This is a genomic window from Pedobacter mendelii, assembly GCF_014635725.1.
Classification (GTDB): Bacteria; Bacteroidota; Bacteroidia; order Sphingobacteriales; family Sphingobacteriaceae; genus Pedobacter; species Pedobacter mendelii.
The window spans coordinates 467,955-493,564 of the sequence record NZ_BMDJ01000003.1; the positions used below are offsets into that span (position 1 = coordinate 467,955).

The window sequence follows — 25,610 nt, forward strand, 5'->3', positions numbered from 1 at the left end:
GATATATGGAATTGATGATTTTTTTGCATCTTAAATACATGAAAAGATTTTCAATTTTATTGATGTTATCACTGATATCTTCCAAATTATTTGCCTGCTTGTGCGATTCAGAAAATATCACAACCAATTTTTATCAAGCCGATTTCGTAGCAATCGCAGAGATTATAAAAACAAATACAAACGAAAAAGGCAAAGATTTTTATGCTGTGGATATTAGCATTAAAGAACTTTATAAAGGAATTTCATTAAAATCAATTAATATCGGAGGTTTTAACGGTGTGCAACAGTGGAGTTCTTGCGATATGAAACTCATTCCTAGAAGTAAATGGCTCGTTTTCGGTTATAAAGATAATGACGGAAAATTTTCTTCTGGTTATTGCAGCATGCAAAGAGCTGACGATTATAATTTTATAGAGCGAAAATTTTCTTTTATCCTAATTACATTAAAAAAGAATTCCAATAATTTTGGAGAAAAAATACCACATAATCTGCCTTATCTAAATTACGAGAATTATAAAACATATAGTAGTGAAAAAACTGGAAAATATTGCCTTTTTTCAGTTAATCTGGATTCTAACTTGAATATTGAGAAAATTATTTTCTATACAGATGATACTGCAACTGCAAAAAAACGACTGGAAAATGAACTCAGAAAAATCTCTTTCAAAGATTATGTGTATAAAAACAATTTAAATACAGCACATGGATTCTTTTACATTTTTGAAGTTTACCCTTACACGCCAATTGCGGAACCAGATCTCAGATTACGCGGGTTATAATCTACAATATTTAGGATATTAACTTAGTGTATTTAAAAGTATTTCCTAATTTTGAAACTCTTAGCACGATGTTTGCACCAAGCGTCGTTGAAATTTGTATAAAATCGCCTGAAGAAATCCAAAAATTATGTTTAAAATTTTCTTTCTACTAATTGCGCTGTCTATATGCTCAAACCACCTAATTGCTCAAGATACTTACCATGTTACAGCAGATAAATTAAGAGTTAGAGAAACCAGCGACCCTAAAAGTAAGGTTATCAGCAATATTTCGCAAAATGAAAATATTATAGTTTTAGATACAGGTAATGCTAAGTTTTTTAAAGTAAAATTAAAAAATGGCGAAGGCTGGGTAAGCAAAGATTATTTGCAAAAAATTGTACAACTCGCAACTCCACAAGCAAATAACACAGCATCAAATACAACACAACAAAATACAAATACAGTTCCAGAAGCAGCTGTTATATATCGTGTAACTACCGATAACTTACGAGTTAGGGCAAAGGCCGACTCTAGAAGTAAAGTAATTGGCTACCTTCCCGAAAATGAAAATGTAGCAGTTATTGATTCTACAAATACTAGTTATTTTAAAATAAAAGTAACCAATGGTGAAGGTTGGGTGAGCAAAGAATTCTTAGTTAGGGTTTCGCCTGTTAAAAAAACCAACTTATCAGAAGCTAAAGTTACGGCTTCAGTACCTCAACAACCTCAAGATTACAATAGTATTATCTTTTTTGCCATTGTTGCTTTAATATTATTTACCATCTTGTATTTCTCAATTAAATACGCCGGCGGAAATAAATTTTTTATCGCTTTTTCTGTAATTGTAATATTAGTAATCGGTTACTTCTGCTTTATTACTTTTATCCAGCCGAAAGTAGTTTTAGGCACCTTTACTAGCAATGAAGATATCCAGTATAAGAATTTTAACTTTAAATCGAAAGATTCGGTAACAGTTACCGATACCTATAAGGACTCTGTTTTTACCTCAAAGTATGTTATTGAAGGGGAAATGATTAAACTTTATGATCAGCAAAATACCATTATGCTTTTAATTAGAGATGGAAACACTTTAGTTGGTGAAGGGTTTACCAGAGGAACGTTTACGAGGAAGTAGTATTTTAGAACAGAAGTTTTAGTTAATAAACCCGATAAAGCGGAATAGCCGAAACCGTTTTTTTTTATCGGGTGAGGACTATAAGCGAAAGCGGGGTGGCTGTTTCCGAAGAATTACTGAATGCTAATTTTCAAGATATAAAAATTGGCTATATGTGTTCAATTTTAAGCCTTGAGCTTATTCTTTTTTCTTTAATCTTTACTTAATCCACCGCACAATCTTGACACTTGATACTAAATACTTGATACTCTTTTTCTAATCCATTAAAAATCAGCAACATTTATTAAAAAAATCTTTTCTATTAATTAAAAATTTTTTACCTTTGCAGTCCCTAAATAGGGGAAAAAGGAGATAATTAATTAATGGCTAAAAAACAAGTAGCAGAAAAAGAATTAGCAGCTAAAACAGCTGAGCTTCAGGGAGAAGGCGGACGCCTGACTGAAAAAGAAACTATCGAATCGGAAGCTGATTCAGTTTCGATCGAATCGATCAAATCATCATTAGCAACACCAACCGAAGATTTCGATTGGGATGCAGATGAAAAAGTTTTCGGTAATTACAATGAAGCAGACCGTAAAAAGTTTGAAGATATGTATGCTGGAACATTCAATCAGATTACTAAAGGTGAAATCATTAGCGGTGTAGTTGTTTCAATTAACAACAAAGACGTAGTATTAAACGTTGGTTTTAAATCAGATGGTTTAGTTTCTACTTCAGAATTCCGTGATACACCAGATTTAAAAATCGGTGATTCAGTTGACGTTTTCGTTGAAGCACCAGAAGATGCCAACGGTCAGTTGATCCTTTCTCGCAAAAGAGCTAAAACCCAAAGATCATGGGAAGCAATTAACGAGGCTCTTGAAAATGATAGAATCATCAACGGTTTCGTTAAGAGCCGTACTAAAGGTGGTTTAATTGTTGATATCATGGGCGTTGAAGCTTTCTTACCAGGATCTCAAATTGATATCAAACCTATCCGCGATTACGATGTGTACGTGGGTAAAACAATGGAATTTAAAGTTGTTAAAATTAACCATGAGTTTAAAAACGTAGTTGTTTCTCATAAAGTGTTAATTGAAGACGATTTAGAAAGTCAAAAAGTAGAAATCGTTTCTAAATTAGAAAAAGGACAAGTATTAGAAGGTACTGTTAAAAACATTACAGATTTCGGTGTATTCATCGATTTAGGTGGTGTAGATGGTTTACTTCACATTACTGATATTTCTTGGGGCCGCATAGAGCATCCAAAAGAAGTATTATCATTAGATGAAAAAATCAACGTTGTTGTTTTAGATTTCGATGATGAGAAAAAACGTATAGCTTTAGGTTTAAAACAATTAACTCCTCACCCATGGGAAAATTTAGATGCTAACTTAGCTGTTGGTTCTAAAGTAAAAGGAAAAATCGTAACTGTTGCAGATTATGGTGCTTTCTTAGAAATCATCCCTGGTGTTGAAGGTTTAATCCACGTTTCTGAAATGAGCTGGTCGCAAAACTTAAGAAATCCACAAGAATTCTTAAAAGTTGGTGATGAGATCGAAGCTGAAGTTTTAACTTTAGATAGAGACGAACGCAAAATGAGCTTAGGTATTAAACAATTATCTAACGACCCATGGCAAGAAGTTGCTGCTAAATTCCCAGTTGGAAGCAAGCACACAGCTACAGTTAAAAACATGACTAACTTCGGCGTTTTTGTTGAAATCGAAGAAGGAATTGATGGTCTAATCCACATTTCTGATTTATCATGGTCTAAAAAAGTAAACCACCCTAACGAATTCACTAAAGTTGGTGATGTATTAGACGTTGTTGTTTTAGAACTTGATGTTGATAACCGCAAATTAAGCTTAGGTCATAAACAACTGGAAGAAAATCCTTGGGATACTTTCGAAACTATCTTTACTTTAGATTCTGTTCACCAAGGTACTGTTGTTAAAGTAACTGATAAAGGTGCTGTTATTGCTTTACCTTACGGTGTAGAAGGTTTCGTACCAACTAAACACATGGTTAAAGAAGACGGTACTTCGGTTAAAGCTGAAGAAACTAACGACTTCAAAATTATCGAGTTTAACAAAGAGGCTAAACGCATCGTTGTTTCTCACGCTCGCATTTGGGAAGAAGTTAAAGCTGAAGCTGTAGCTGAAGAAAGAAATGCTAAAAAGAAAGAAGCGAAAGCATCTATCACAGCAGTTAAAAAAGTTAAAGATTCTGTAGAGAAATCTACTTTAGGAGACTTAGACGTATTGGCTCAATTGAAATCGCAATTAGAAGGCGAAGAAAGCAAAGCTAAAAAAGGCTAGTTTTTTTAACTATAAATTTTAAAAGCTCCCGATAAAAATCGGGAGCTTTTTTTTTATACTATTATTTCTATAGTCTACCTAAAATTAGTTTTAAATAGAAAAAAGGTATGTACAATGGATTATACTTCAACAAATGTTGCTTAGTTGCATTATGAAGGTTTTGACCTAAATTTACCGTAGTTGTTTTATTCTTACCATCAGAATGAAATATTCCAAGTGTAGCATCGATTTTGACAATATTAAATTTTTGGTAGGCTTTAAGAAGAAACCAAATATCCATAGAATAATGGTCATGAATGTGAAACTCCCCTATTTGCTTTTGAACTTTGCGCTTGTAAAAATAACTGACGGGATTATTTGGGAACAAGTTTAGCCAATATTGTAATGCGTCTTTATACTTTACTGATGGCTTTCTTAACAAGTTTTCAGTAGGGCTTTTAAAAATCAAATTTCCAACTACCATATCTGCATATCTATTATTCTGAAATGCCAATATTATATTATCGAACGCATTAGGTAAAAATTCATCATCAGCGTTCAAATAAACAATAATATCTCCCGAGCTCATTTTAAATGCTTTATTCATAGCATCTGACTGCCCATAGTCCTTTTCTGAAATAAATTTTAAGTGCGAATACTCTTTAATAATAGATAGCGTATTGTCTTTTGAATCACCATCAATAATGATATGCTCAAAGTTTTTGTAATTTTGGATCAGCACACTATCAATTGCTCTTTTTAAGTATTTTCCAGAATTAAAAGATGGCGTTAAAACGCTAATTTGCATATCAGATAGGGGATAGATTGTACTAAAATACGCCAAACATCGATCCAAAACTAAAGTTTTAGCTATGTACTTTTATAGAAAAGGTTTTTCCTTATTTTTGAACAGAAACTGCCCTATTATGAAAAACTTTATCTTTTTGTTTTTAACAACTATATTTTTCAAACTTTCAGCACAAGAAATAAATATTATACCGCAGCCAGTTTATGTAAAAGCAGATGTAAATAAAAATTCATTCACAATAGATGAAAAGACTCAAATTGTTGTTGTTGATTCATCGTTAGTTAATTCTGCAAATTTTTTAAACGATTATTTTCAAAGATATTATAATCTTAAACTAAAGATAACCAACTTAACTCCGTCGCAAAATTACATTAGCTTAATTTTAAATACGCGAGTTAGTGAATTTGAGGATGCTTATATTTTAAACACTTTGGATAGTGAAATATCTATTTCAGGCACTTCAAAACCAGGAGTTTTTTATGGCGTACAGTCGCTCATTCAATTGCTCCCAACCTCAAGTACAAATTCTCTAACTATTCCATCAGTCAACATTGTAGACCATCCCCGCTTCGATTACCGTGGAATGCATCTTGACGTTAGTCGCCATTTTTTTGATGTGGAATTTGTAAAACAATACATTGATTATTTAGCACTCCATAAAATGAACTATTTTCATTGGCACTTAACTGATGATCATGGCTGGAGAATAGAAATTAAAAAATATCCAAAATTAACTGAAATTGGTGCTTGGCGAAACGGAAGTATTATCGGTTTATACCCTGGAATCGGAAATGATAGCATACGTTATGGTGGATTTTATACCCAAGAGCAAATTAAAGATGTAATTGATTATGCCTTAAAGCGCTACATTACCATCATCCCAGAAATTGAAATGCCTGCGCATAATCTGGCGGTTTTGGCATCTTATCCAGAACTTGGTACAGAGCCAAACAAGAAATACGAAGTTGCACAAACCTGGGGTATTTTTAATAAATTTAATAACGTACTCCAACCAAAGGATACTACTTTTAAGTTTTTAGAAAACGTATTAATAGAGGTAATGGATTTATTTCCGTCTCAATACATTCATATTGGTGGAGATGAAGCCGCAAAAACATGGTGGAAACAATCAGATGTTTCGCAACAAATTATGAAAGCCAATGACTTAAAAACAGAAAGCGAATTGCAAAGTTATTTCATCCGCAGGATGGAAAAATTTGTGAACAGCAAAGGCAAAACCATTATTGGCTGGAATGAAATTTTACAAGGAGGTTTAGCACCAAACGCAGTAGTGATGAGTTGGCAAGGCGATAAGGGTGGAATTGAAGCTGCTAAACAAAATCATAAAGCCATAATGACCCCCGAAATGAAAATGTATTTTAATCATGCTCAATTCTCAAAAGAAGATAGCCTAACAGCTAATAAATTTTCGCCTTTAATTGATGTATACAATTACGAACCAATTTCTACAGAACTAAATGCAGAACAAGCAAAATATATTTGGGGTGCACAAGGTTGTTTATGGAGTGAATACATTACAAATCCTGCAAAAGCAGAATATATGCTATTTCCCAGACTCGATGCTTTGAGCGAAGTTTTATGGAGTCCTAAAGATAAACGGAATTATCCTGATTTTCTGAAACGTTTAAAAACACAATTTAAACGATACGATTTAATGGGCATCACTTATTCTAAAAAATATCTGGAGAATTAATTGTAAAATTTGCTCTTTAATTCAGGTGTAGGTATCCAACAACTTTCTTGCCTTCCCCACCATTTGTACCTATTTTTTGCTATTATATCGTAAACCCAATCACGAATAAATTTAGGAACAATTATAAATGCATAAAGTATTGGTAGCAATCCGCTTAGTTCTTTAGCAACTCTTAATGCTGCAGATGATTTGGTATAAAGTTTTTCATTTTCAACCAATAAAATCGAATTCATTTTTTCGATATCAACGTTAAACTTTGGCAAAATCGTTTTGGCATATTCGCCTTGCAAAGCTGTAAATTTGAAAACATTTTTCTTATCGTGTTCAATAGTAAATTGAACCGAGGCATTACACAAATTACAAACGCCATCAAAAAAAATAACAGGTTGGGTTTTCATTTCGAAGATAAATTTAAGCTTTTATATTGAGTAAATTAAACCTGATGAAAACGACAGCCCCCGATTTTCTCGGGGCTATAGTGATCAGCAGGGCTGCACTACCCGATTGTGGCCGAACCCTGCTTTTCAAAAAAATAAGATTAAAATGAGTACAATTAATTTAAGAATTGGAACAGAACCATTTAGCAGCGTAAAGCAAAACAATCGAATTTCAACTTTCTTACCTTAAAACATTTTTATATATTTGCCCAATCCTTCTTCAATGCAAAAGAAAATAATTTTTGACGGACAAAAAATTCAGATAACAATTAAGCGACTTTGCCGTCAATTAATTGAAAACCACGACGATTTCGAAAATACTGTTTTAATTGGTATCCAGCCAAGGGGAATTTTCTTAGCAGATAGGGTTCAAACAGAACTTCAAAATATCCTAAAAAACAAGAAAATTTTAAAGGGAAATCTTGATATAACTTTCTTTAGAGATGATTTTCGCCGTAAAGACGGCTTGGTTACTGCCAGTAGTAACTCAATTGATTTTATTATCGAAGGTAAAAAAGTAATCCTTATTGATGATGTACTTTGGACAGGAAGAACCATAAGGGCAGCGCTTGATGCTCTGTTAGCTTATGGCCGACCAGAGAAAGTTGAACTTTTAGTATTGATAGATAGAAGGTTTAGTAGACATTTACCTATTGAAGCTGATTATATTGGTCATCAGGTAGATAGCTTAAACTCTCAGCATGTAAAAGTAAGCTGGGCTGATGAAGGTGCAGAAGACAAAGTGATTTTATTATCCGAAAAACAATAAATAAAAAATGGCAGCAGAAAAATTATCTACCCGACATCTTTTAGGCATTAAAGATATTAACCGGAATGATATTGAATTAATTTTCGAAACTGCAGATAATTTTAAAGAAGTAATTAACAGACCCATTAAAAAGGTTCCTTCGCTTCGTGATATCACAATTGCCAATATTTTCTTCGAAAACTCTACCCGAACCAAGCTATCATTTGAACTTGCCGAGAAAAGACTTTCGGCAGATGTTGTAAATTTTGCAGCATCATCCTCTTCAGTTAGTAAAGGCGAAACATTAATAGATACAGTAAACAACATCTTATCTATGAAAGTTGATATGGTTGTAATGCGCCATCCTTATGCAGGCGCTGGTCAGTTTTTAAGCCGGCACGTTAAGGCACAAATTGTAAACGCAGGTGATGGCGCACACGAACATCCAACACAAGCACTACTTGATGCATTCTCTATCCGCCAGAAACTTGGCGATGTTGCAGGAAAAAAAGTGGTTATTGTTGGTGATATTCTGCATTCTAGAGTTGCTATTTCTAATATACTTTGCCTACAGCGTTTAGGTGCAGAAGTTATGGTTTGTGGGCCAACAACACTAATCCCTAAGCACATTCATCAACTTGGAGTAAAGGTTGAGCATAACTTAATTAAGGCATTGAATTGGTGTGATGTTGCTAACATGCTTCGTATTCAATTAGAACGTCAGGATATAAAATATTTTCCATCTTTAAGGGAATATGCCATGATGTATGGCTTGAACAAACAAATTCTTGATAACCTCGATAAAGAGATTATTGTAATGCATCCTGGCCCAATAAATCGTGGTGTTGAAATAACCAGTGATGTAGCAGATAGTAAGCAATCTATCATTTTAGAACAGGTAGAAAACGGTGTAGCTGTTAGAATGGCCGTACTTTATTTATTGGCTAGTCAGGGATAGTTTTGAGTTCAATAATTCATTAGTCGATGGTTTATTAGTATATGGCTAATAGGCTATAGTGATTGAACCACTCGCAAACAGTCAACCGATTTAAACAATTAACCATCTTCAGTTTACAATACCAACCTACTAGTGACCAACCAACAATTCCCCTTTTTTCCACATTTTACTTTCCTAGATACCAAATAAAAAATCCTAGCGTTAACTTGTGTTATTAACAGATGTTAATTACTTATGTTGATAAGCTTTGATACTATTTCTAATTTAGTACCAACCATATTTGAAACCAATGCAGAAAAAATACTTACTAATTCCGCTACTTTTAGCAGGAAGTTTTAGCACTTATGCGCAAGTGAGCGCTGTGCAAAACCTCAATAAAAACTATCAAACGGGTTTAGAACTATTAGATAAAGAAAAATACACAGCAGCTTCACAACAATTTAAACTTGTTGAGCAACAACGTTTTAAACCTGCCTCACAATCAGAGAGTAATGCAGAGTTATCATTATTAAAAGAGAATGCTAAATTCTATGCAGCAGTTTGCGCATTAGAACTAACGAATACGGATGCCGAGAGTTTATTTCAGGCATTTATCCGCGATTATCCGTTAAACTCTAACACTAAACTTGCCTATTTTTATGTTGGAAAAACTTATTTTAACCAAAAAAACTATGAAAAGGCTTTAGAATGGTTCGAAAAAACCGACCCTTCTACCCTCTCCGGCAAGCAAAGAAATGAATATCAATTTAAGCAAGGATATTCGTATTTTCAGTTAAAAAATTATGATAAAGCAGAACCTTTATTTGAAAAAGTAAAAAAAGAAGAAGGCGAATTTCAAGAAAGCGCAACTTATTACTTTGCTTACATAAATTACTTAAATAAAGAATACAAAACGGCATTAGCTAATTTCGAAAAGCTAAAAGGCTCGCCAACTTACGAAGCCAGCTACCCTTATTACATCACCTCGATGTATTATTTAGATGAGCGTTATGATGATGTAATCAGCTATGCCATTCCGGCTATGGCAAAAACCAAACAACAATTCGAGCCTGAAATGTTGAGTTTGGTTGCCGCATCTTACTTCGCAAAATCTGAATTTAAAAATGCAGAAAAATATTTCGCAGAATTCTATGCAAAAGATAAAAGTGATGTAAAAAATAACCTGTTTATCTACCAGTATGGTTATTCATTATTCCAGAATAAAAAATACAAAGAATCTGTTGTTGTTTTAGAGAAACTGAATACAGATGATGTTTACCTGCAAAATGGTATGCATACTTTAGGTAAAGCATTTATCCAATTAGGCAATAAAGAAAAAGCTCAGAGTGCATTTTTCCGTGCTTCACGCTTAGATTTTGATAAGACGATTCAAGAAGAAGCCTGGTTAAATTATGCAAAATTAAGTTATGAACTTAATTTCCACCAACAGGCCTTAGAAGCAACTCAAAACTTTTTAAAAACTTTTCCTAAATCTAAAAAAATCAACGAAGCAAAAATACTTTTGGGTGAGGTGCTATTAACAACTAAAAATTATCAGGCTGCCGTTGATATTTTGGAACCTATTCCTGATAAAAATCTTGAAGCAAAAGAAGCTTATCAAAAAGTAACTTATTTTAGAGGTTTAGAGTTTTATAATGAAAGGGCTTTCCCTAATGCTTTGTCCATGTTTTTACGTTCAGACAAGTTCCCTGAAGATAACGAAATTCATGCTTTGAACACGTATTGGAAAGCAGAATCAATGTACGAATTGCGTAAGTTTGGTGAAGCGGTTTCAACTTTCGAGCAATTTTTAAAAATGCCTGATGCGGATAAAACAGGTGTTTACAATTTTGCGAATTACGCTTTAGCCTATGCAGCTTTTGAGGATGAAAAATACAGTAAGGCAGCGACTTATTTCGAACGCTTTTTAGCTGGCAATGATAAAGACCAGAAAACAATTGATGATGCAACCATTCGTTTAGCCGATTCATATTTCGTAAATAAAAGCTATGGCGATGCGATGAATAACTACAATAAAATCATCAATCGTAAAACCAGTGCAGAAGATTACGCTATTTTCCAAAAAGGTATGATTCAAGGTTTGGAAAACCAATATGACACGAAAATTGCAACTATGCAAAGCTTGTTACAGCAGTTTCCAAATTCGAATTATGCTGATGATGCTGGTTTCGAAACCGCTTATACTTATTTTAACAAAGGTGATTTAGAGAAATCAAAAAGTGATTTGGTTGGTTTAGTTGCAAAATATCCTCGTAGCAGTTATGTGCCTAAAGCATTAGTAACCATTGGTCTCGTACAGTATAATCAAGATCAGGATGATGCAGCTTTAGAGTCGTTTAAAAAAGTAATTCGAGATTATCCAAGTGCCGATGAAGCAAAACAAGCAATGGAATCTATCAAAAATATCTACATTGATAAGGGTGATGCGAATGGTTTTATAACTTACGCAGGCACAACACCACTTGGAAATTACTCAAACGCAGAACAAGATAATATCGTTTTTGCAGCAGCAAATAACCTGTACCTAAAAGGAGATGCAAATGGAGCTTTGCAAGCAATTAATGCTTATTTCGATAAATTTCCCAAAGCAATTCATGACAAAGAAGGAAAGTTTATTAGAGCTGAATCTTTAGTAAAATTAGGCAGACCAGATGAGGCAATTGCCGATTATGAATTCATCTTGAACGATTGGTCAAGCGATTACACTGAACGCTCTTTATTAAGTATTTCTAAAGTGTTTTTAGATCAGAAAAAATATAACGAAGCAATCGTTTATTTAAAAAGACTGGAAACCACAACTGATTACAAAGCGCACTACGGTTACGCCATAAACAATTTGTTAAAAGCTTACACCGCTTTAAATTCTGCTGATGATATGATAAAATATGCGCAACTGACTAAAGAATCGGAAAAAGCATCAGAAGAAGAAAAAAACAGTTCGGGTTTATATGCTGGTAAAGCTTATTTATTAAAAGGCGATACAACTACAGCTGTTAAAGAATTTAAAAATGTTGTTGCCAGTACTAAAACAATTGCAGCGGCCGAAGCGAAATATAACTTGGCCTTTCTTGAATATACCAAAGGTGATTATAAAACATCATCAAAAACCTGCTTCGATTTAATAAATAATATGGCATCTTACGATTATTGGGTGGCCAAAGCTTTCATCCTACTATCTGATAACTATGTTGCTTTGAAAGATAATTTACAGGCAAAAAGTACGCTTCTTAGTATTATCGATAATTACGATAATAAAACTGATGATATCATCGTAACAGCAAAACAGAAATTAGAAAAATTAAACCCGAAGAAGTAGAATCATGAAGTTGAATAAATATATATACAGTACTTTATTTTTCTTAGCTGCCGGATTAGTTAACATTCAGGCACAGGAAAAGAAGCAGGAAGAAAAAGCAACGGTAAGTGAAGAAATTGAAGTTGTTCGTCCGTACAAACCAATATTAGCAGAAGCTGTAAAATTACGTAGAAGCCCAAATTTGGATGATGTTAAAACCTATAAAGCAAAGTTAAATTATAGCGTTACCGATAGGAAACTTGAAATTAACAGCGATATTCAGAAACTGCAGGCACAAGCGCTTGTTGATGAAAAACAAAGTGACCTTTTAAACAATTATGTAAAAGGTGGCTTCGGTTCATTAGCAACTTTATTAGGCGAAGTTTATATAAATATGGGCCGCGACCCTGCATTACAGGTTGGTGGTTATTTCAAGCACTTCAGCCAGGAAGGTAAACTGAATAAGCAAAATAGCAGCAACCAGCAATTCAGCCTTTTCGGCCGTAGCATTATGGATGAAAACACAGTAAGCGGTAGAATTAATTTTGAGCGTAACGGATTATATTTTTATGGAATAGACAACAATCGACCTGCGTTAAATCCAAATCCTGAGAAGCAAGCCTTAACGTTATTCGAAGTGGAAGGAGAATTGGTTAAAAACTATAAAGAAGATAATGATGCTTTTAGTTATGCATTAAAAGCAAATGGGTACGTTTGGAATGATAAGTTTAGTGCCAAAGAAAGTTATTTAACTTTAAATGGTTACCTAAACAAACGCATTAGCTCATTAAATTTGGGTTTGGGTGCATCAACCGAATTCGGAAATACTAAAGATTTAACAACAAGTGTAGGCAACAATCTACTACGTTTAAATCCTTATATACGCTTACAGGTGCAGGGCGCAAAAGTTACTGCTGGCATTAACTTAGTGCAGGAGTTTGGAGCTTACAGTAGTACAAGAATATTCCCGGCAATCACTGCAGATTTAACGCTAATTCCTGATTATTTACAAGTTTTTGGCGAAGTTAAAGGCGATGTAACACGCAACTCAATGAAGAGTTTTGCTGATGAAAACCCATGGTTAAACAGCAATATTCTAATTAAAAATACCGTTGAAAAATTAAGTATAAGTGCAGGTGTTAAAGGAACTGGCGGTCCAGGTTTTGGCTACAAAGCTCGTTTCTATATTAAACAAATAGATGATATGCCTTTATTCGTTAATAACTATGCCGATTTTAATAAGTTTGACGTAATCTACGATTTTGGCAAAGCTAAAATTACTGGCTTAGAGGGAGAAATTTCTGTGCAGGTTAGCGATGCTTTAAAATGGACAGGTAAATTGAATATAGATGACTATAAACCTGCACAAGAAACATACAGTTGGTTTAAGCCTGGTTTAAAAGTAAGTTCAAACTTTGTTTATACTTATAATAAAAAGCTCAGTTTCAATGCTGCAGTTGTAATTCAAGATGATATTAAGGCTAAATTGTACACTGCAGCCCCAGTAAATCCATTACAATATGTTGTGCCTAATACTTCAATTGAATCGATTGTAACTGTTAAAGGATTTGTAGACTTAGGCGTTGGGGCAGATTATAGGATTAATAATAAGTTTTCGGTTTTTGCAAAAGCAAATAATATCCTGAATACGAACTATAGCAAATATTTATTTTATCAAGTAAACGGTTTTAATATTTTTGGCGGACTAACCTATTCTTTTTAAGCACGTTAATTTATTATTGTGTTGATTTAGAATAAAACGCTAATTTTACCCGAATGGATATCTTATTATACCTTTCAGAACTCTTGCAGCAACGTACTTCAGTTGGTATTACCGGCTTGGGTACATTTTTTAAAAAGAAATTTGCCGGCAGATACGATAAAGAAAAACAATCGTTTCTACCTCCAGGGTATTCTTTGCAATTTAATTCTGATGTTAAGAATGCTGATTTGCTATCAAACTTTATCGCAGAAAAAAGGAATATTTCGGTAGAAAGTGCTAACTATTATATAACTCAATTTGCCGAAGAAACAAATAAGAAACTTGAACTAGAGCATGAGGCATATTTAGAAAATATTGGTCGATTATATTTTACAGAACATGAAGGATTAAGTTTTGATCCTTCAAAAAATATTAATTATGGTTCTGAATTTTATGGATTAGCCGCTGTTGCAGAAACTGAAGTAACGTCAGAAATACATACAAAAGAGCTAGCATTTGAAAAAGCTTCAAATCTTCAGGAAAGTGTTGAAGAAGAACCCTTAAAAAGTTCACATTTGCTTGATGAAGAAAAACCTGTTGATAAAGTTTTTCCAATTATAGAGAATGTAGAATTGGATGAAGTTAAAGATGATTTAAAATATACTTTATCCAATTCTGAGCAAGAAACTGCAGAAATTCTTGATGCTGAACACGAAGAATTAGTTGAACAAGAAGAACTACTTATACCTGTTCCTGATGCTGTAAAAGAACAACATGAGGAGCTTCCAAATCATTTTGATCATACAGCCGAATCAGAAGAAGAAAATATAATTGTAGGGCAACATGCGATTGAACCAGAAACAACTGATACGAAAGATAAAGTAGAAGTACCAACTCCAGTTACTGCATCGCATTCAGAATATCCAAACCGCTTTTCTTTAAGATCAGAAACAGAAGAATCAAAAACATATATCAATTTAGAAGACGAAGCTAAATCAGAAGCACCAATCATTAAGGCACCTGATTTTATTAAAGAACAACATGCAGAAAACCCAAATCGTTTTGGTCATGATCCATTGAGCGATGAAGTTTTGGAGGAAGAAGCACCACAAGGCATGTCTACCTGGCTTAAGGTTACCATTATAATTTTGATTTTAATTATTATCGCTGCCATTACTTATTTAATTAAACCTGAGTTGTTCACCGGCCAAAAAGAAGCCATAAAAGATACCAAAGTAGTTATCGATTCTCAAAAGGTTCCTATTGATACTACTAAAACAAAACAAGATTCAATAGCAAAAACGGATAGTATACTAAAAGCTAATCAGGTTCTAAATAAAATTGATTCGCCAAAAATCAAAGTTGCTGCAGCACCGAAAACGGCTATTCAAACACCAAAAACAATTAATACAACTTACGAAGTTATTGGCGCATCTTTCAGAACAACCAAAGCCGCTGAAAAATTTATACAGCAAATGAAAGGTTATGGCATAACCGCTAAAATTGTTCCGATTGAAGGGCCATTTAAAAAAGTTAGTTTAGCTTCTTATAAAACTGAAAAGGAAGCATTAGATGCCAGACCAACTCTAAGTAAAAAAGTAAGAATAAAAGAATTAGATATTAAACAGATAAACACACCATAATGATTGCACTATTAATTCAAGATACCACACAAGCATTACAGGATACAGCAAATGCCGTAAATCCAACATTATCACAGCCAGCACCAGAATTACACTTTATAGATTTGCTATTTAAAGGTGGTTGGGTAATGGTTCCATTAGCATTTTTAGCTTTCCTAGCCTTGGTTATTTTTGTTGAGCGTTATTTAACAATAAAAAAAGCAACAAAAGATGAATCTAATTTAATGGGACAAATTAGGTCTTATATCCAATCTGGAAATTTAGAAGGTGCATCGGCAATGTTAAGAAATAATAACTCTCCCCTTTCCCGAATGTTACAAAAAGGCTTAAAGCGAATTGGCCGTCCAATTAAAGACATTGAAGGCGCAATTGAAAATGTTGGTAAATTAGAAGTTTCAAAACTCGAAAAAAACATCAGCATTTTAGGTATTGTAGCAGGTATTGCACCAATGCTTGGTTTTGTGGGTACAATTGTTGGGGTAATTACCATTTTCCATCAGGTATCCATTAAAGGAGCAATCGAAATTGGCACTATTTCTGGTGGCTTGTACACAAAAATGATAACATCAGCAACGGGTTTAATAATTGGTATTATTGCCTATGTTTTGTACCATATATTAAACATAATGGTCGAAAAAATCATTCTTAAAATGGAAACGGATGCAATTGATTTTATTGATTTATTAGAAGAACCAGGCAAATAATGAATTTAAGAAAAAGAACAAAAGGCTCCGTAGAAGTACATACATCGGCATTAAACGACATTATGTTCTTCCTTATGCTGTTTTTTCTATTGGCATCGGCCGTGGTAAACCCACAGGTTGTTAAGTTATTACTGCCACAATCATCAAGCGGACAACAATCTACCGCAAAAAAAGCGGTAACTGTTAGTATAGACGAAAATTTAAATTATTTCGTTGATAAAAAACCGGCAACCGTAGAAAGTTTACAGCCTGCTATTGAAGCTTATCAAAAGCTGGCACCAGATATGACTATCATTTTATATGTAGCCAAAAATGTCCCGGCAGAAAATATTATGGTTGCTTACGATGTAGCGAACAAATTGAAATTAAAACTTGTTTTAGCAGTTGAGCCTAAAAAATAATGAATTACAAAGAAGAAAATAATTATCCAAAAGCAGTTGCAATATCCACAGGGATAATGGCGCTATTGCTTGCGATTAGCTTTTTGATTGTGATTAATTCATTTCAACCTGCTGAAGAATTGGGTATGGGCGGTATGGTTGTAAATTACGGAACTGCTGAAACAGGAATGGGAGATGATTATACGAGTATAGAAGAGCCTTCGGCCGATCCTAATGCCAACAATAAACGACCGGATAAAGTGGTTCCTGAAGAAAAAGTTACTCAAAATACTGCAGTTGAAACCGGAGATAAAGAAATTCAGACTCAAAATACAGAGGATGCAATTAGTGTAAATACCAAAACAACCAAGGCGGTTGTAAAAACGCCAACTACTGCTACTGAACAAAAACCTTCAACGCCGGTTATTAACCAAAATGCTTTGTATAAAGGCAAGAAAAATACTGGTCAAGGCGGTGGCGATGGAACAGGAACTACTGCAGGCAACCAAGGATCAGTTAATGGCGACCCTTTAGCCAACAATTATGGTAATGGAGGTTCTGGTTTTGGAAATAAACCAATCGAATTAAGACGTTTTTCTAATCTTGTTATCCCTAAAGATGACGGACAAAAAACAGGAAAAATTGCGGTCAGAATTTATTTCAACAAAAATGGAGATATTACCAGGGCAAATCAAGAACTCAAAGGTTCTACAATTACCGATACGGAATTGGTTAATAAATGTATTCAAGCGGTACTAAATTCTTCTCTAAGTAAATCTGATGTGGGTACCGATAACCAAACTGGAGTTGTAGTATTCAATTTTAAAGTGAAATAAAATATTACCTTCTAATTGATGGGCCTATATTGCACAGACCATAATTCGAACAATTTCTGTATAATCTTTCCATTTCGTTTTCATAATAAAAATTAGTCAACCTATATTTGACAAATATTATGAACTACCAGCAAACGCTTGATTTTTTGTATAGTAAACTTCCTATGTTTACCCGGGTTGGTGCATCAGCTTTTAAAAAGGATTTAACGAACACCATCATTTTTTGCGAAGCTTTGGGTAATCCTCAAAACAAGTTTAAAACCATCCATGTTGCCGGTACAAACGGTAAAGGTTCTACTTCTCACATGTTGGCTTCGGTTTTGCAATCCCAGGGGTTTAAAACCGGATTATATACATCTCCGCATCTTAAAGATTTTCGTGAGCGGATTCGCATAAACGGAAAAATGATCAGCAAAGCCGAAGTTAAATCTTTCGTTCAGGCGAACAAGAAACTAATTTATAAAATTGAACCTTCCTTTTTCGAAGCAACTGTTGCTATGGCCTTCGAACATTTTGCAAAACACCAGGTTGATATTGCCGTTATCGAAGTTGGTTTAGGTGGAAGATTAGACTCGACAAATATAATAATACCAGAACTCTCAATAATTACAAACATCAGTTTAGACCACACCAATATGCTTGGCAATACCTTACAGGAAATTGCAGGAGAAAAAGCGGGCATTATTAAAAAAGGTATTCCTGTAGTTATTGGTGAAACACAGTCAGAATCTGAACCGGTTTTTATCGCAAAAGCTAAAGAAGTAGATACTCAAATATTTTTTGCTGATAATTCGTTAAAGGCAAAAGACATTTCAATAAAAAATAACGTACTTAAAATTTCTCTGTACGAAGATGATGAGCTTAAATATCCGAGCATAAAAAGTGACTTAACTGGACTTTATCAACCAAAAAACATTACAACAGTTTTAAAGGCTTTGGAAGTTTTAAGCCAGAAAACTGAAACAAAAATTGTAAAACATGCCGTTTATCAGGGCTTAAAGCAAGTAAAAAAACTTACAGGTCTGCAAGGACGCTGGCAAACCCTAAATAAAAATCCACTTGTTATTTGTGATACCGGCCATAATGAAGCTGGAATAACTGAAGTTATTAAAAACATAGAACAAACGCTACACGAAAAACTTCACATCGTTTTTGGTATGGTAAAGGATAAAGACATAACAAAAGTTTTATCTCTTTTACCTAAAAAAGCTGACTATTATTTTTGTAAACCAGATATGGAACGTGGATTAGATGCTAAAGAATTAGCAGAACAAGCATCAGCTTTCGAATTAAAAGGTTCTGCCTACAATTCTGTTTTGGAAGCAAAAATGGCAGCCATGAAAAAAGCTGGTATTAACGACCTTGTATTTATTGGAGGAAGTACTTTTGTTGTTGCAGAAACATTATAAAAACTTTACAGAAACTTCAAAAATTCTTCATCTAAAAATTATTAATTTAGCCGCTCAAACTAAAGCATAATGAAGAAAATTTCGTGGTTAATTGTTTCCGTATCCATTTTTTCCCTCTCCAGCCTATCAGCTCAAACACAAAAAACAAAACCATCAGCTAAAACATTTCCGGCAGAGGTTGCAAGACCAAAATTGGTTATAGGTTTAGTCGTTGATCAAATGCGCTGGGATTATCTTTATCGGTATTACAATCGTTATTCAAACGGAGGATTTAAAAGATTAATTAACGAGGGTTTTTCTTTAGAAAATACTTTTATTCCTTACACACCAACTTACACAGCGGTTGGTCATACAACAATTTATACAGGTTCGGTTCCTGCAATACATGGTATTATTGGAAACGATTGGTACAACGTTGAAACGAAAAAAAATATTTATTGCACTGAAGATTCTAGTGTTGTTACGATAGGAAGCACACCTTCATCTGAAGGAAATATGTCTCCAAAAAATTTATTAGCTACAACAATTACAGATGAGTTAAGATTAGCTACAAATTTTAAAGGTAAGGTAATTGGTATTTCATTAAAAGACAGAGGTTCAATCTTGCCAGCCGGTCATGCTGCAAATGCGGCCTATTGGTATCAGGGAAGTACCGGAAATTGGATTACAAGTTCTTACTACATGAAGGAAGTTCCAACATGGATTGCTGATTACAACAAACTCAAGCTAGCCAATAAATTTTATGCTAAAAACTGGGAAACACTATATCCAATTAACACTTATCTAAATAGTACAAGTGATGAGAAAGATTACGAGGGGAAAACGAGTACTTTTCCACATACTTTAGCCCAAAATATTGATAAAAATTTCGATGCCATACGAAGTACCCCATACGGAAATACGATTACACTTGATTTAGCGAAACTGGCTATTCTTTCAGAAGACTTAGGACAGGACAACATAACCGATTTCCTAGCAATAAGTTGTTCGTCTACAGATTATGTTGGACATGCTTATGGCCCAAATTCAATAGAAGCAGAAGATACTTATTTAAGATTAGATAAAGATTTTGAAGAATTTTTTAACTATTTAGATAAAAAAGTTGGTAAAGGAAATTACACAGTTTTTTTAAGCGCCGACCATGGTGTTGCCCATGTTCCTGCTTTTATGAAAGAGAATAAACTTCCAGCAGGTATCGTTAGCGATAGAGATATTGTTTTCAAACTTAATGCCTTCCTTAACAATAAATTCAAGGTTAACAATGTTGTTTTAAAATCGATGAATAATCAAATCATTTTCGATCATGATAAAACTGATAATGGAACGGTTAGTTTTGATGTGATTAAAGCAGCATCTATAGAGTTTTTAAAACGGATAGATGGTTTCACAAATGTTATCGACATTTCGAGAATCGCTCAAACAACATTACCAGAAGTTCAGAAAAAAATGATTACCAATGGATATAATGCTCGCAGAAGCGGCGATTTATATTATATTTTAGATCCAAACTGGTTTAATGGTAGCAGTACGGGAACTACACACGGAAGCTGGAATCCTTATGATGCTCATATTCCTTTGGTTTTTATGGGTTGGGGAATTAAACCCGGTGCATCAAACAAAACACATTATATGACTGATATTGCACCAACTTTAGCGGCATTACTGCATATTCAAATGCCAAACGGATGCGTTGGAGAACCAATAACAGAGATTACAAATAAATAATTTAAAGCCACCAACTCAGGTGGCTTTTTTATTTATAATTAGTATCAATTCTATTATTAAATCATCTGATGATAAGGAATTATTACATTTGCATACCAGATATAAATTAAGAGAAGCCTATTCTTTTCTTTAACAGCCTGACTTATGCAACAAGTAGAAATATATAAACCTAAAAATAAAATTCGTTTTGTAACTGCCGCCTCATTATTTGATGGACATGATGCCACAATTAATATTATGCGCCGAATTTTGCAATCTTCAGGTGCAGAAGTTATTCATTTAGGACATAACCGTTCGGTTGATGAAGTTGTAAATTGTGCCATTCAAGAGGATGTGCAAGGTATTGCAATGACCTCCTATCAAGGCGGTCACATCGAATATTTCAAATACATGCACGATTTGCTGCAGGAACGCGGTTCAGGGCATATTAAAATATTTGCCGGTGGTGGTGGTGTAATTCTCCCTTCTGAAATTGAAGAACTTGAAGCCTATGGCATTTCCAAAATTTATTCTCCTGATGATGGCAGAAGAATGGGTTTGCAAGGAATGATTAATGATATGCTGATACAAACAGATTTTGTTACCAAAAGTAGTATTACTGATGAGTTACAAACCATCCCAACTAAAGATATAAAAGCTATAGCAGGAGCAATTACAGTCGCAGAGAACGATCCCGAAGGTGCTCAATCCTTCGTTGATGAACTTAAAACACTTTCTAAAAATAATAGTGCCCCAATTTTAGGGATAACCGGAACTGGCGGTGCCGGAAAATCATCATTGGTTGATGAATTGGTTCGAAGGTTTTTGGTGGAAGTTGAAGATAAAACCTTGGCGATAATTTCTGTCGATCCATCAAAAAGAAAAACAGGAGGTGCTTTACTTGGCGATCGCATCCGCATGAATGCCATAAATAACCCACGAGTTTACATGCGCTCTCTGGCAACAAGACAAGCAAATTTAGCACTTTCTAAAAATGTTCAGGAAAGTATTGATATCTGTAAAGCTGCTGGTTACGATTTAATTATCGTTGAAACATCTGGTATTGGTCAATCTGATACTGAAATAACTGAACATTGCGATGTTTCACTATATGTAATGACACCAGAATTTGGTGCAGCAACTCAGCTGGAAAAAATCGATATGCTCGATTTTGCCGATTTAGTAGCCATTAATAAATTTGATAAGCGTGGAGCTTTAGATGCCCTGCGTGATGTTCGAAAACAGTACAAGCGCAATCATAATATTTTCGATGCAAAGGATGATGAAATTCCAGTCTATGGAACCATGGCATCTCAATTTAACGACCCTGGAATGAATAACTTATTTGTTGCTTTGATGGAGCAAATTAAGATTAAAACAGGAACTAACTTTAAAGCCCGAATGGAATTAACTTCAGAGCAATCTGAAAAAATTTACATCATTCCACCCGATAGAATTCGCTATTTAGCCGAAATTGCCGAAGCCAGTCAAACTTATAACGAATGGGTTGATAAGCAAGCATCGATAGCCCGCAAAATGTATCAGCTTAAAGGCGTGATCAATCTGCTAAACGAAAATAAAATAACAGATGAACAAGGCAAAGTATCCCCTTCTGGAGCAGATTTAGAGAGCACTTTATTATATTTTGAAGAACAACTGGATGGAGAATGTAAAAGATTGCTACGCCAATGGCCTGAAACCAAGAGAAGTTATAAAGAAGAATTTTTTATTTATAAAGTTCGCGATAAAGAAATTAAATTACCATTATTTTACGAATCTCTATCAAAATTAAATATTCCCAAAGTTTCTTTACCAAGATATGAAGATTGGGGCGATATTTTGCGTTGGTTACTAACTGAAAATTTACCAGGTGAATTTCCATATGCTGCCGGCGTTTTTCCATTAAAACGTGAAGGAGAAGACCCAACGAGGATGTTTGCCGGAGAAGGCGGTCCGGAGCGAACCAATAAACGCTTTCACTATGTATCTTTAGGGCAACCAGCCCATCGTTTATCAACTGCCTTTGATTCTGTTACTTTATATGGTGAAGATCCACACATTCGCCCGGATATTTATGGTAAAATTGGTAACTCAGGTGTAAGTATTGCAACGTTAGATGATGCTAAAAAATTGTATTCTGGCTTTGATCTTTGTGCACCATCAACATCCGTTTCAATGACGATAAATGGCCCAGCGCCAATGCTTTTAGGCTTTTTCATGAATGCAGCAATCGACCAGCAATGTGAAAAATACATCATTGAAAATGGCTTAGAAGAAGAGGTAAACCAAAAGATAGAAGATATTTATAAATCAAATAACATTCTGCGCCCAACTTATAGCGGCAACTTACCCGAAGGAAACGATGGTTTAGGTTTAATGCTTTTAGGCATAACTGGCGACCAAGTTTTGCCTCCTGAAGTTTATACGAAGATAAAAGCTTACGCCATAAGTTCTGTTCGAGGAACGGTTCAAGCTGATATTCTAAAGGAAGATCAAGCACAAAATACTTGTATTTTTTCTACTGAATTTGCCTTAAGAATGATGGGTGACATTCAAAAATATTTTATTGATGAAAAGGTTCGTAATTTCTATTCTGTATCCATCTCAGGTTATCATATTGCAGAAGCTGGTGCAAACCCTATTTCCCAGCTTGCTTTTACTTTAAGCAACGGATTTACATTTGTTGAGTATTATTTAAGTCGGGGAATGCATATTGATGATTTTGCACCAAACCTTTCTTTCTTCTTCTCTAACGGAATTGACCCTGAGTACGCCGTTATTGGGAGAGTCGCCAGAAAAATTTGGGCTAAAGCCATTAAGAATAAATATAAAGGCAATGATAGATCTCAAAAACTAAAATATCATATTCAAACATCAGGTCGGTCATTACATGCTCAAGAGATAGATTTTAATGATATTCGAACAACTTTACAAGCTCTTTACGCCATTTATGATAATTGCAATTCACTACACACAAACGCTTACGATGAAGCCATAACTACACCAACTGAAGAATCAGTACGCAGGGCAATGGCTATTCAACTCATAATTAATCGAGAATTGGGTTTAGCAAAAAATGAAAATCCATTACAAGGTGCTTTCATAATTGAAGAATTAACCGATTTAGTTGAAGACGCGGTTTTAGCAGAATTTAAACGCATTAATGATCGTGGTGGTGTTTTAGGTGCTATGGAAACTATGTATCAACGTGGTAAAATACAGGAAGAAAGTTTATATTATGAAACGCTGAAACACACAGGTGAATATCCTATAGTTGGTGTAAATACATTTTTAAATAAAAATGGCTCTCCAACAATAGTTCCTGGTGAAGTTATTCGTGCAACCGAAGAAGAGAAACAGTATCAAATAGAAACTTTAAAAGCATTTCAAAACAGAAATGAAGATAAAGCTGAAGCATTTCTTATGCAACTTCAAAAATCTGCAGTTGCTGGCGATAATATTTTCGAGCAATTAATGGAGGTATGCAAAGTTTGCTCCTTAGGTCAAATTAGTAAAGCACTTTACGAAGTTGGTGGCCAGTATAGAAGAAACATGTAAAAGCAAAAAGATGCTGTCTCATAAATTCGAAATGTCATCCTTAGTTTGTCGAAGGATTTGCAAAACTACCTTTTATGGCGTTTTGAAAAGGTCAACGTGACTAGGTGCAAAGATAAATTGATTTATGAGACAACCTCTTAAAATATGTATTCAAATCTTAACCAGCTATCCAGCTAAATTTATAATCAATAGTTGGGTTTTTCATTCTTTCTGCAACACGCAATAAGCGCGAAGGTAAATTCATAATGTAATCTCTCGCTTTTTCTCCTGCCTCATCCAAATCACGCATACCTTCAATTTTCCAATCAATAATCAATTGCTGCATAATTTCAACATAATCAACAGCTGTGTAAACGCCTAAACGTTGTGCTGCATCCGTAAAATGACCAAAAGTTTGACCAATCTTTAAACCAACTTCACGTAAAAAGTGTGCTGGCATTACAATCTTTTTACGCATCATATCTTCAAAAGCCAACATTGCTTCGTTCGGATCAACCTCAAAAATACGATTCATGAAATCTTTGTAAGCCTTCGCATGCCGTGCTTCGTCTGATGCAATAACACCGCACATTTTAGATAGTAGGGTATCACCATCTTTTTTAGCCAATGAAGCTACCCGTCGGTGAGATACATTAGTTGCTAATTCCTGAAAACTAGTATAAATAAAATTTCTGTAGGGATCATGTCCCGTTCCAATTTCAAAACCATCAGCAATGAGATACTGCGTAGAAATCTCCATTTGGCGCATATCAACACGCCCTGAAAGATATAAGTATTTATTTAATAAATCTCCGTGACGATTCTCTTCAGCTGTCCAATGACGAACCCATTTCATCCAACCACCTTCTTCGTCACCACTGTGTCCGTCTACCATTGCTAACCACGATTCGTAAGTTGGCAATGCTTCTTCAGTAATTGTATCACCAATTAAAACAGCCACCAAATCATAAGAAAGGTCTTTTGCATTATCTCTTAAAATCCTTATATCCTGATAAAATGTTTCACTTGTAGAATCAGGTAAGAAATCTGATGGTTGCCAGTTAGTATCTATTGGCTTTAAATAGGTACCCATAGATTCAAGCATATATTTCTCAATATGCATCATTACTTCCCTTCTCTTATCTGCAAAAAAACTCATTATTTTTTTATATATTGTTGTATAGCAAAGATAGCCAAATATTACGGCAAACCTTACAATATTAACATATTTGAGTACAATCAGTTTGGAAATATGATATATTGTTACCTAACAAACCAGCAATTTTAGCTTCGCAAGTGAAATTCATTACTTACATCAGTTATTTCTGTTCATTTTGTTAACTCAATCCGCTTTGACAGATGTTTCGATATTGGCAGAAATTCCTAATTAGTAATTCTTTTGTTTTTGATATTTTATTTCAATAAACGAAGAAACCCCTGCAGTTGTTACTGCAAGGGTTCTTGTTAAGAGCCTGTTTTGAGGCTTTTAAGATTTGGCACCGACCTACTCTCCCACGTGTTACCGCAGTACCATCGGCTCTGGTGGGCTTAACTTCTCTGTTCGGA

At 34.4% G+C, this 25,610-nt stretch carries 18 protein-coding genes and 1 rRNA gene; 15 read left to right on the forward strand and 4 right to left on the reverse strand.

What is annotated here, in order from left to right:
* The first annotated feature begins 38 nt into the window (after positions 1-38).
* The 3 genes from IEV50_RS08110 to rpsA all read left to right on the forward strand — a co-directional run bounded on the left by IEV50_RS08110 (position 39) and on the right by rpsA (position 4,190).
* Positions 39-779: a hypothetical protein gene (locus IEV50_RS08110; protein WP_188412857.1), complete on the forward strand. Its 741-nt coding sequence runs from the start codon at positions 39-41 to the stop codon at positions 777-779.
* 127 nt (positions 780-906) lie between these two features.
* Positions 907-1,893, forward strand: coding sequence for an SH3 domain-containing protein (locus IEV50_RS08115; RefSeq protein WP_188412859.1), 987 nt, complete (start codon positions 907-909; stop codon positions 1,891-1,893).
* A gap of 362 nt (positions 1,894-2,255) precedes the next feature.
* On the forward strand, positions 2,256-4,190 hold the full coding sequence (gene rpsA, locus IEV50_RS08120) for a 30S ribosomal protein S1 (RefSeq protein ID WP_188412860.1): 1,935 nt from the start codon (positions 2,256-2,258) through the stop codon (positions 4,188-4,190).
* A gap of 67 nt (positions 4,191-4,257) precedes the next feature.
* Here rpsA and IEV50_RS08125 read toward each other — a convergent pair whose 3' ends face one another.
* Entirely contained in the window at positions 4,258-4,977 is a 720-nt protein-coding gene (locus IEV50_RS08125; protein ID WP_188412863.1) for a glycosyltransferase family 2 protein, read from the reverse strand.
* A 118-nt stretch (positions 4,978-5,095) separates the two neighbouring features.
* Here IEV50_RS08125 and IEV50_RS08130 point away from each other — a divergent pair, with 118 nt between their 5' ends.
* On the forward strand, positions 5,096-6,691 hold the full coding sequence (locus IEV50_RS08130; protein ID WP_188412865.1) for a beta-N-acetylhexosaminidase: 1,596 nt from the start codon (positions 5,096-5,098) through the stop codon (positions 6,689-6,691).
* On the opposite strand, the gene IEV50_RS08135 is transcribed toward IEV50_RS08130, so the two are convergent.
* On the reverse strand, positions 6,688-7,089 hold the full coding sequence (locus IEV50_RS08135; protein ID WP_188412867.1) for a thiol-disulfide oxidoreductase DCC family protein: 402 nt from the start codon (positions 7,087-7,089) through the stop codon (positions 6,688-6,690). The genes IEV50_RS08130 and IEV50_RS08135 overlap by 4 nt on opposite strands.
* A gap of 262 nt (positions 7,090-7,351) precedes the next feature.
* Here IEV50_RS08135 and pyrR point away from each other — a divergent pair, with 262 nt between their 5' ends.
* The 11 genes from pyrR to IEV50_RS08190 all read left to right on the forward strand — a co-directional run bounded on the left by pyrR (position 7,352) and on the right by IEV50_RS08190 (position 24,065).
* The gene (gene pyrR / locus IEV50_RS08140) at positions 7,352-7,897 is read left to right on the forward strand and encodes a bifunctional pyr operon transcriptional regulator/uracil phosphoribosyltransferase PyrR (RefSeq protein WP_188412869.1); all 546 of its coding nucleotides are present in this window, start codon (positions 7,352-7,354) and stop codon (positions 7,895-7,897) included.
* A gap of 7 nt (positions 7,898-7,904) precedes the next feature.
* The gene (locus IEV50_RS08145) at positions 7,905-8,834 is read left to right on the forward strand and encodes an aspartate carbamoyltransferase catalytic subunit (RefSeq protein ID WP_188412871.1); all 930 of its coding nucleotides are present in this window, start codon (positions 7,905-7,907) and stop codon (positions 8,832-8,834) included.
* Between the two features lie 289 nt (positions 8,835-9,123).
* Positions 9,124-12,150 (forward strand): tetratricopeptide repeat protein, encoded by a 3,027-nt coding sequence (locus IEV50_RS08150; RefSeq protein ID WP_188412874.1) that lies wholly within the window; start codon positions 9,124-9,126, stop codon positions 12,148-12,150.
* Positions 12,151-12,154: 4 nt separating this feature from the next.
* Positions 12,155-13,852, forward strand: a complete 1,698-nt coding sequence (locus IEV50_RS08155) for a porin family protein (RefSeq protein ID WP_188412876.1) — start codon at positions 12,155-12,157, stop codon at positions 13,850-13,852.
* A 53-nt stretch (positions 13,853-13,905) separates the two neighbouring features.
* The gene (locus IEV50_RS08160) at positions 13,906-15,474 is read left to right on the forward strand and encodes an HU domain-containing protein (protein WP_188412878.1); all 1,569 of its coding nucleotides are present in this window, start codon (positions 13,906-13,908) and stop codon (positions 15,472-15,474) included.
* Complete coding sequence (locus IEV50_RS08165) at positions 15,474-16,178, forward strand: MotA/TolQ/ExbB proton channel family protein (protein WP_188412880.1); 705 nt, start codon at positions 15,474-15,476, stop codon at positions 16,176-16,178. Before IEV50_RS08160 ends, IEV50_RS08165 begins: the two co-directional genes overlap by 1 nt.
* A complete protein-coding gene (locus tag IEV50_RS08170; protein ID WP_188412882.1) occupies positions 16,178-16,579 on the forward strand; it encodes an ExbD/TolR family protein in 402 nt (133 codons plus the stop codon). The genes IEV50_RS08165 and IEV50_RS08170 overlap by 1 nt, the downstream gene beginning before the upstream one ends.
* Entirely contained in the window at positions 16,579-17,394 is an 816-nt protein-coding gene (locus IEV50_RS08175) for an energy transducer TonB (RefSeq protein WP_188412884.1), read from the forward strand. The genes IEV50_RS08170 and IEV50_RS08175 overlap by 1 nt, the downstream gene beginning before the upstream one ends.
* A 119-nt stretch (positions 17,395-17,513) precedes the next feature.
* Positions 17,514-18,803, forward strand: a complete 1,290-nt coding sequence (locus IEV50_RS08180; RefSeq protein ID WP_188412886.1) for a bifunctional folylpolyglutamate synthase/dihydrofolate synthase — start codon at positions 17,514-17,516, stop codon at positions 18,801-18,803.
* A gap of 69 nt (positions 18,804-18,872) precedes the next feature.
* The gene (gene pafA / locus IEV50_RS08185; RefSeq protein WP_188412888.1) at positions 18,873-20,528 is read left to right on the forward strand and encodes an alkaline phosphatase PafA; all 1,656 of its coding nucleotides are present in this window, start codon (positions 18,873-18,875) and stop codon (positions 20,526-20,528) included.
* 144 nt (positions 20,529-20,672) lie between these two features.
* Entirely contained in the window at positions 20,673-24,065 is a 3,393-nt protein-coding gene (locus IEV50_RS08190; RefSeq protein WP_188412890.1) for a methylmalonyl-CoA mutase family protein, read from the forward strand.
* Between the two features lie 157 nt (positions 24,066-24,222).
* Here IEV50_RS08190 and IEV50_RS08195 read toward each other — a convergent pair whose 3' ends face one another.
* Together IEV50_RS08195 and rrf are read right to left on the reverse strand one after the other, a co-directional pair.
* Positions 24,223-25,203, reverse strand: coding sequence for an acyl-ACP desaturase (locus tag IEV50_RS08195; protein WP_188412892.1), 981 nt, complete (start codon positions 25,201-25,203; stop codon positions 24,223-24,225).
* Between the two features lie 332 nt (positions 25,204-25,535).
* Positions 25,536-25,610: ribosomal RNA gene (rrf, locus tag IEV50_RS20005) — 5S ribosomal RNA — on the reverse strand; the annotation flags it as partial.

Excerpts from the sequence above, each read along its gene's own strand:
- IEV50_RS08110 (WP_188412857.1), top strand. The coding sequence starts at position 39 with ATGAAAAGATTTTCAATTTTATTGATGTTATCACTGATATCTTCCAAA.
- IEV50_RS08115 (WP_188412859.1), top strand. The coding sequence starts at position 907 with ATGTTTAAAATTTTCTTTCTACTAATTGCGCTGTCTATATGCTCAAAC.
- rpsA (WP_188412860.1), top strand. The coding sequence starts at position 2,256 with ATGGCTAAAAAACAAGTAGCAGAAAAAGAATTAGCAGCTAAAACAGCT.
- IEV50_RS08125 (WP_188412863.1), bottom strand. The coding sequence starts at position 4,977 with ATGCAAATTAGCGTTTTAACGCCATCTTTTAATTCTGGAAAATACTTA.
- IEV50_RS08130 (WP_188412865.1), top strand. The coding sequence starts at position 5,096 with ATGAAAAACTTTATCTTTTTGTTTTTAACAACTATATTTTTCAAACTT.
- IEV50_RS08135 (WP_188412867.1), bottom strand. The coding sequence starts at position 7,089 with ATGAAAACCCAACCTGTTATTTTTTTTGATGGCGTTTGTAATTTGTGT.
- pyrR (WP_188412869.1), top strand. The coding sequence starts at position 7,352 with ATGCAAAAGAAAATAATTTTTGACGGACAAAAAATTCAGATAACAATT.
- IEV50_RS08145 (WP_188412871.1), top strand. The coding sequence starts at position 7,905 with ATGGCAGCAGAAAAATTATCTACCCGACATCTTTTAGGCATTAAAGAT.
- IEV50_RS08150 (WP_188412874.1), top strand. The coding sequence starts at position 9,124 with ATGCAGAAAAAATACTTACTAATTCCGCTACTTTTAGCAGGAAGTTTT.
- IEV50_RS08155 (WP_188412876.1), top strand. The coding sequence starts at position 12,155 with ATGAAGTTGAATAAATATATATACAGTACTTTATTTTTCTTAGCTGCC.
- IEV50_RS08160 (WP_188412878.1), top strand. The coding sequence starts at position 13,906 with ATGGATATCTTATTATACCTTTCAGAACTCTTGCAGCAACGTACTTCA.
- IEV50_RS08165 (WP_188412880.1), top strand. The coding sequence starts at position 15,474 with ATGATTGCACTATTAATTCAAGATACCACACAAGCATTACAGGATACA.
- IEV50_RS08170 (WP_188412882.1), top strand. The coding sequence starts at position 16,178 with ATGAATTTAAGAAAAAGAACAAAAGGCTCCGTAGAAGTACATACATCG.
- IEV50_RS08175 (WP_188412884.1), top strand. The coding sequence starts at position 16,579 with ATGAATTACAAAGAAGAAAATAATTATCCAAAAGCAGTTGCAATATCC.
- IEV50_RS08180 (WP_188412886.1), top strand. The coding sequence starts at position 17,514 with ATGAACTACCAGCAAACGCTTGATTTTTTGTATAGTAAACTTCCTATG.
- pafA (WP_188412888.1), top strand. The coding sequence starts at position 18,873 with ATGAAGAAAATTTCGTGGTTAATTGTTTCCGTATCCATTTTTTCCCTC.
- IEV50_RS08190 (WP_188412890.1), top strand. The coding sequence starts at position 20,673 with ATGCAACAAGTAGAAATATATAAACCTAAAAATAAAATTCGTTTTGTA.
- IEV50_RS08195 (WP_188412892.1), bottom strand. The coding sequence starts at position 25,203 with ATGAGTTTTTTTGCAGATAAGAGAAGGGAAGTAATGATGCATATTGAG.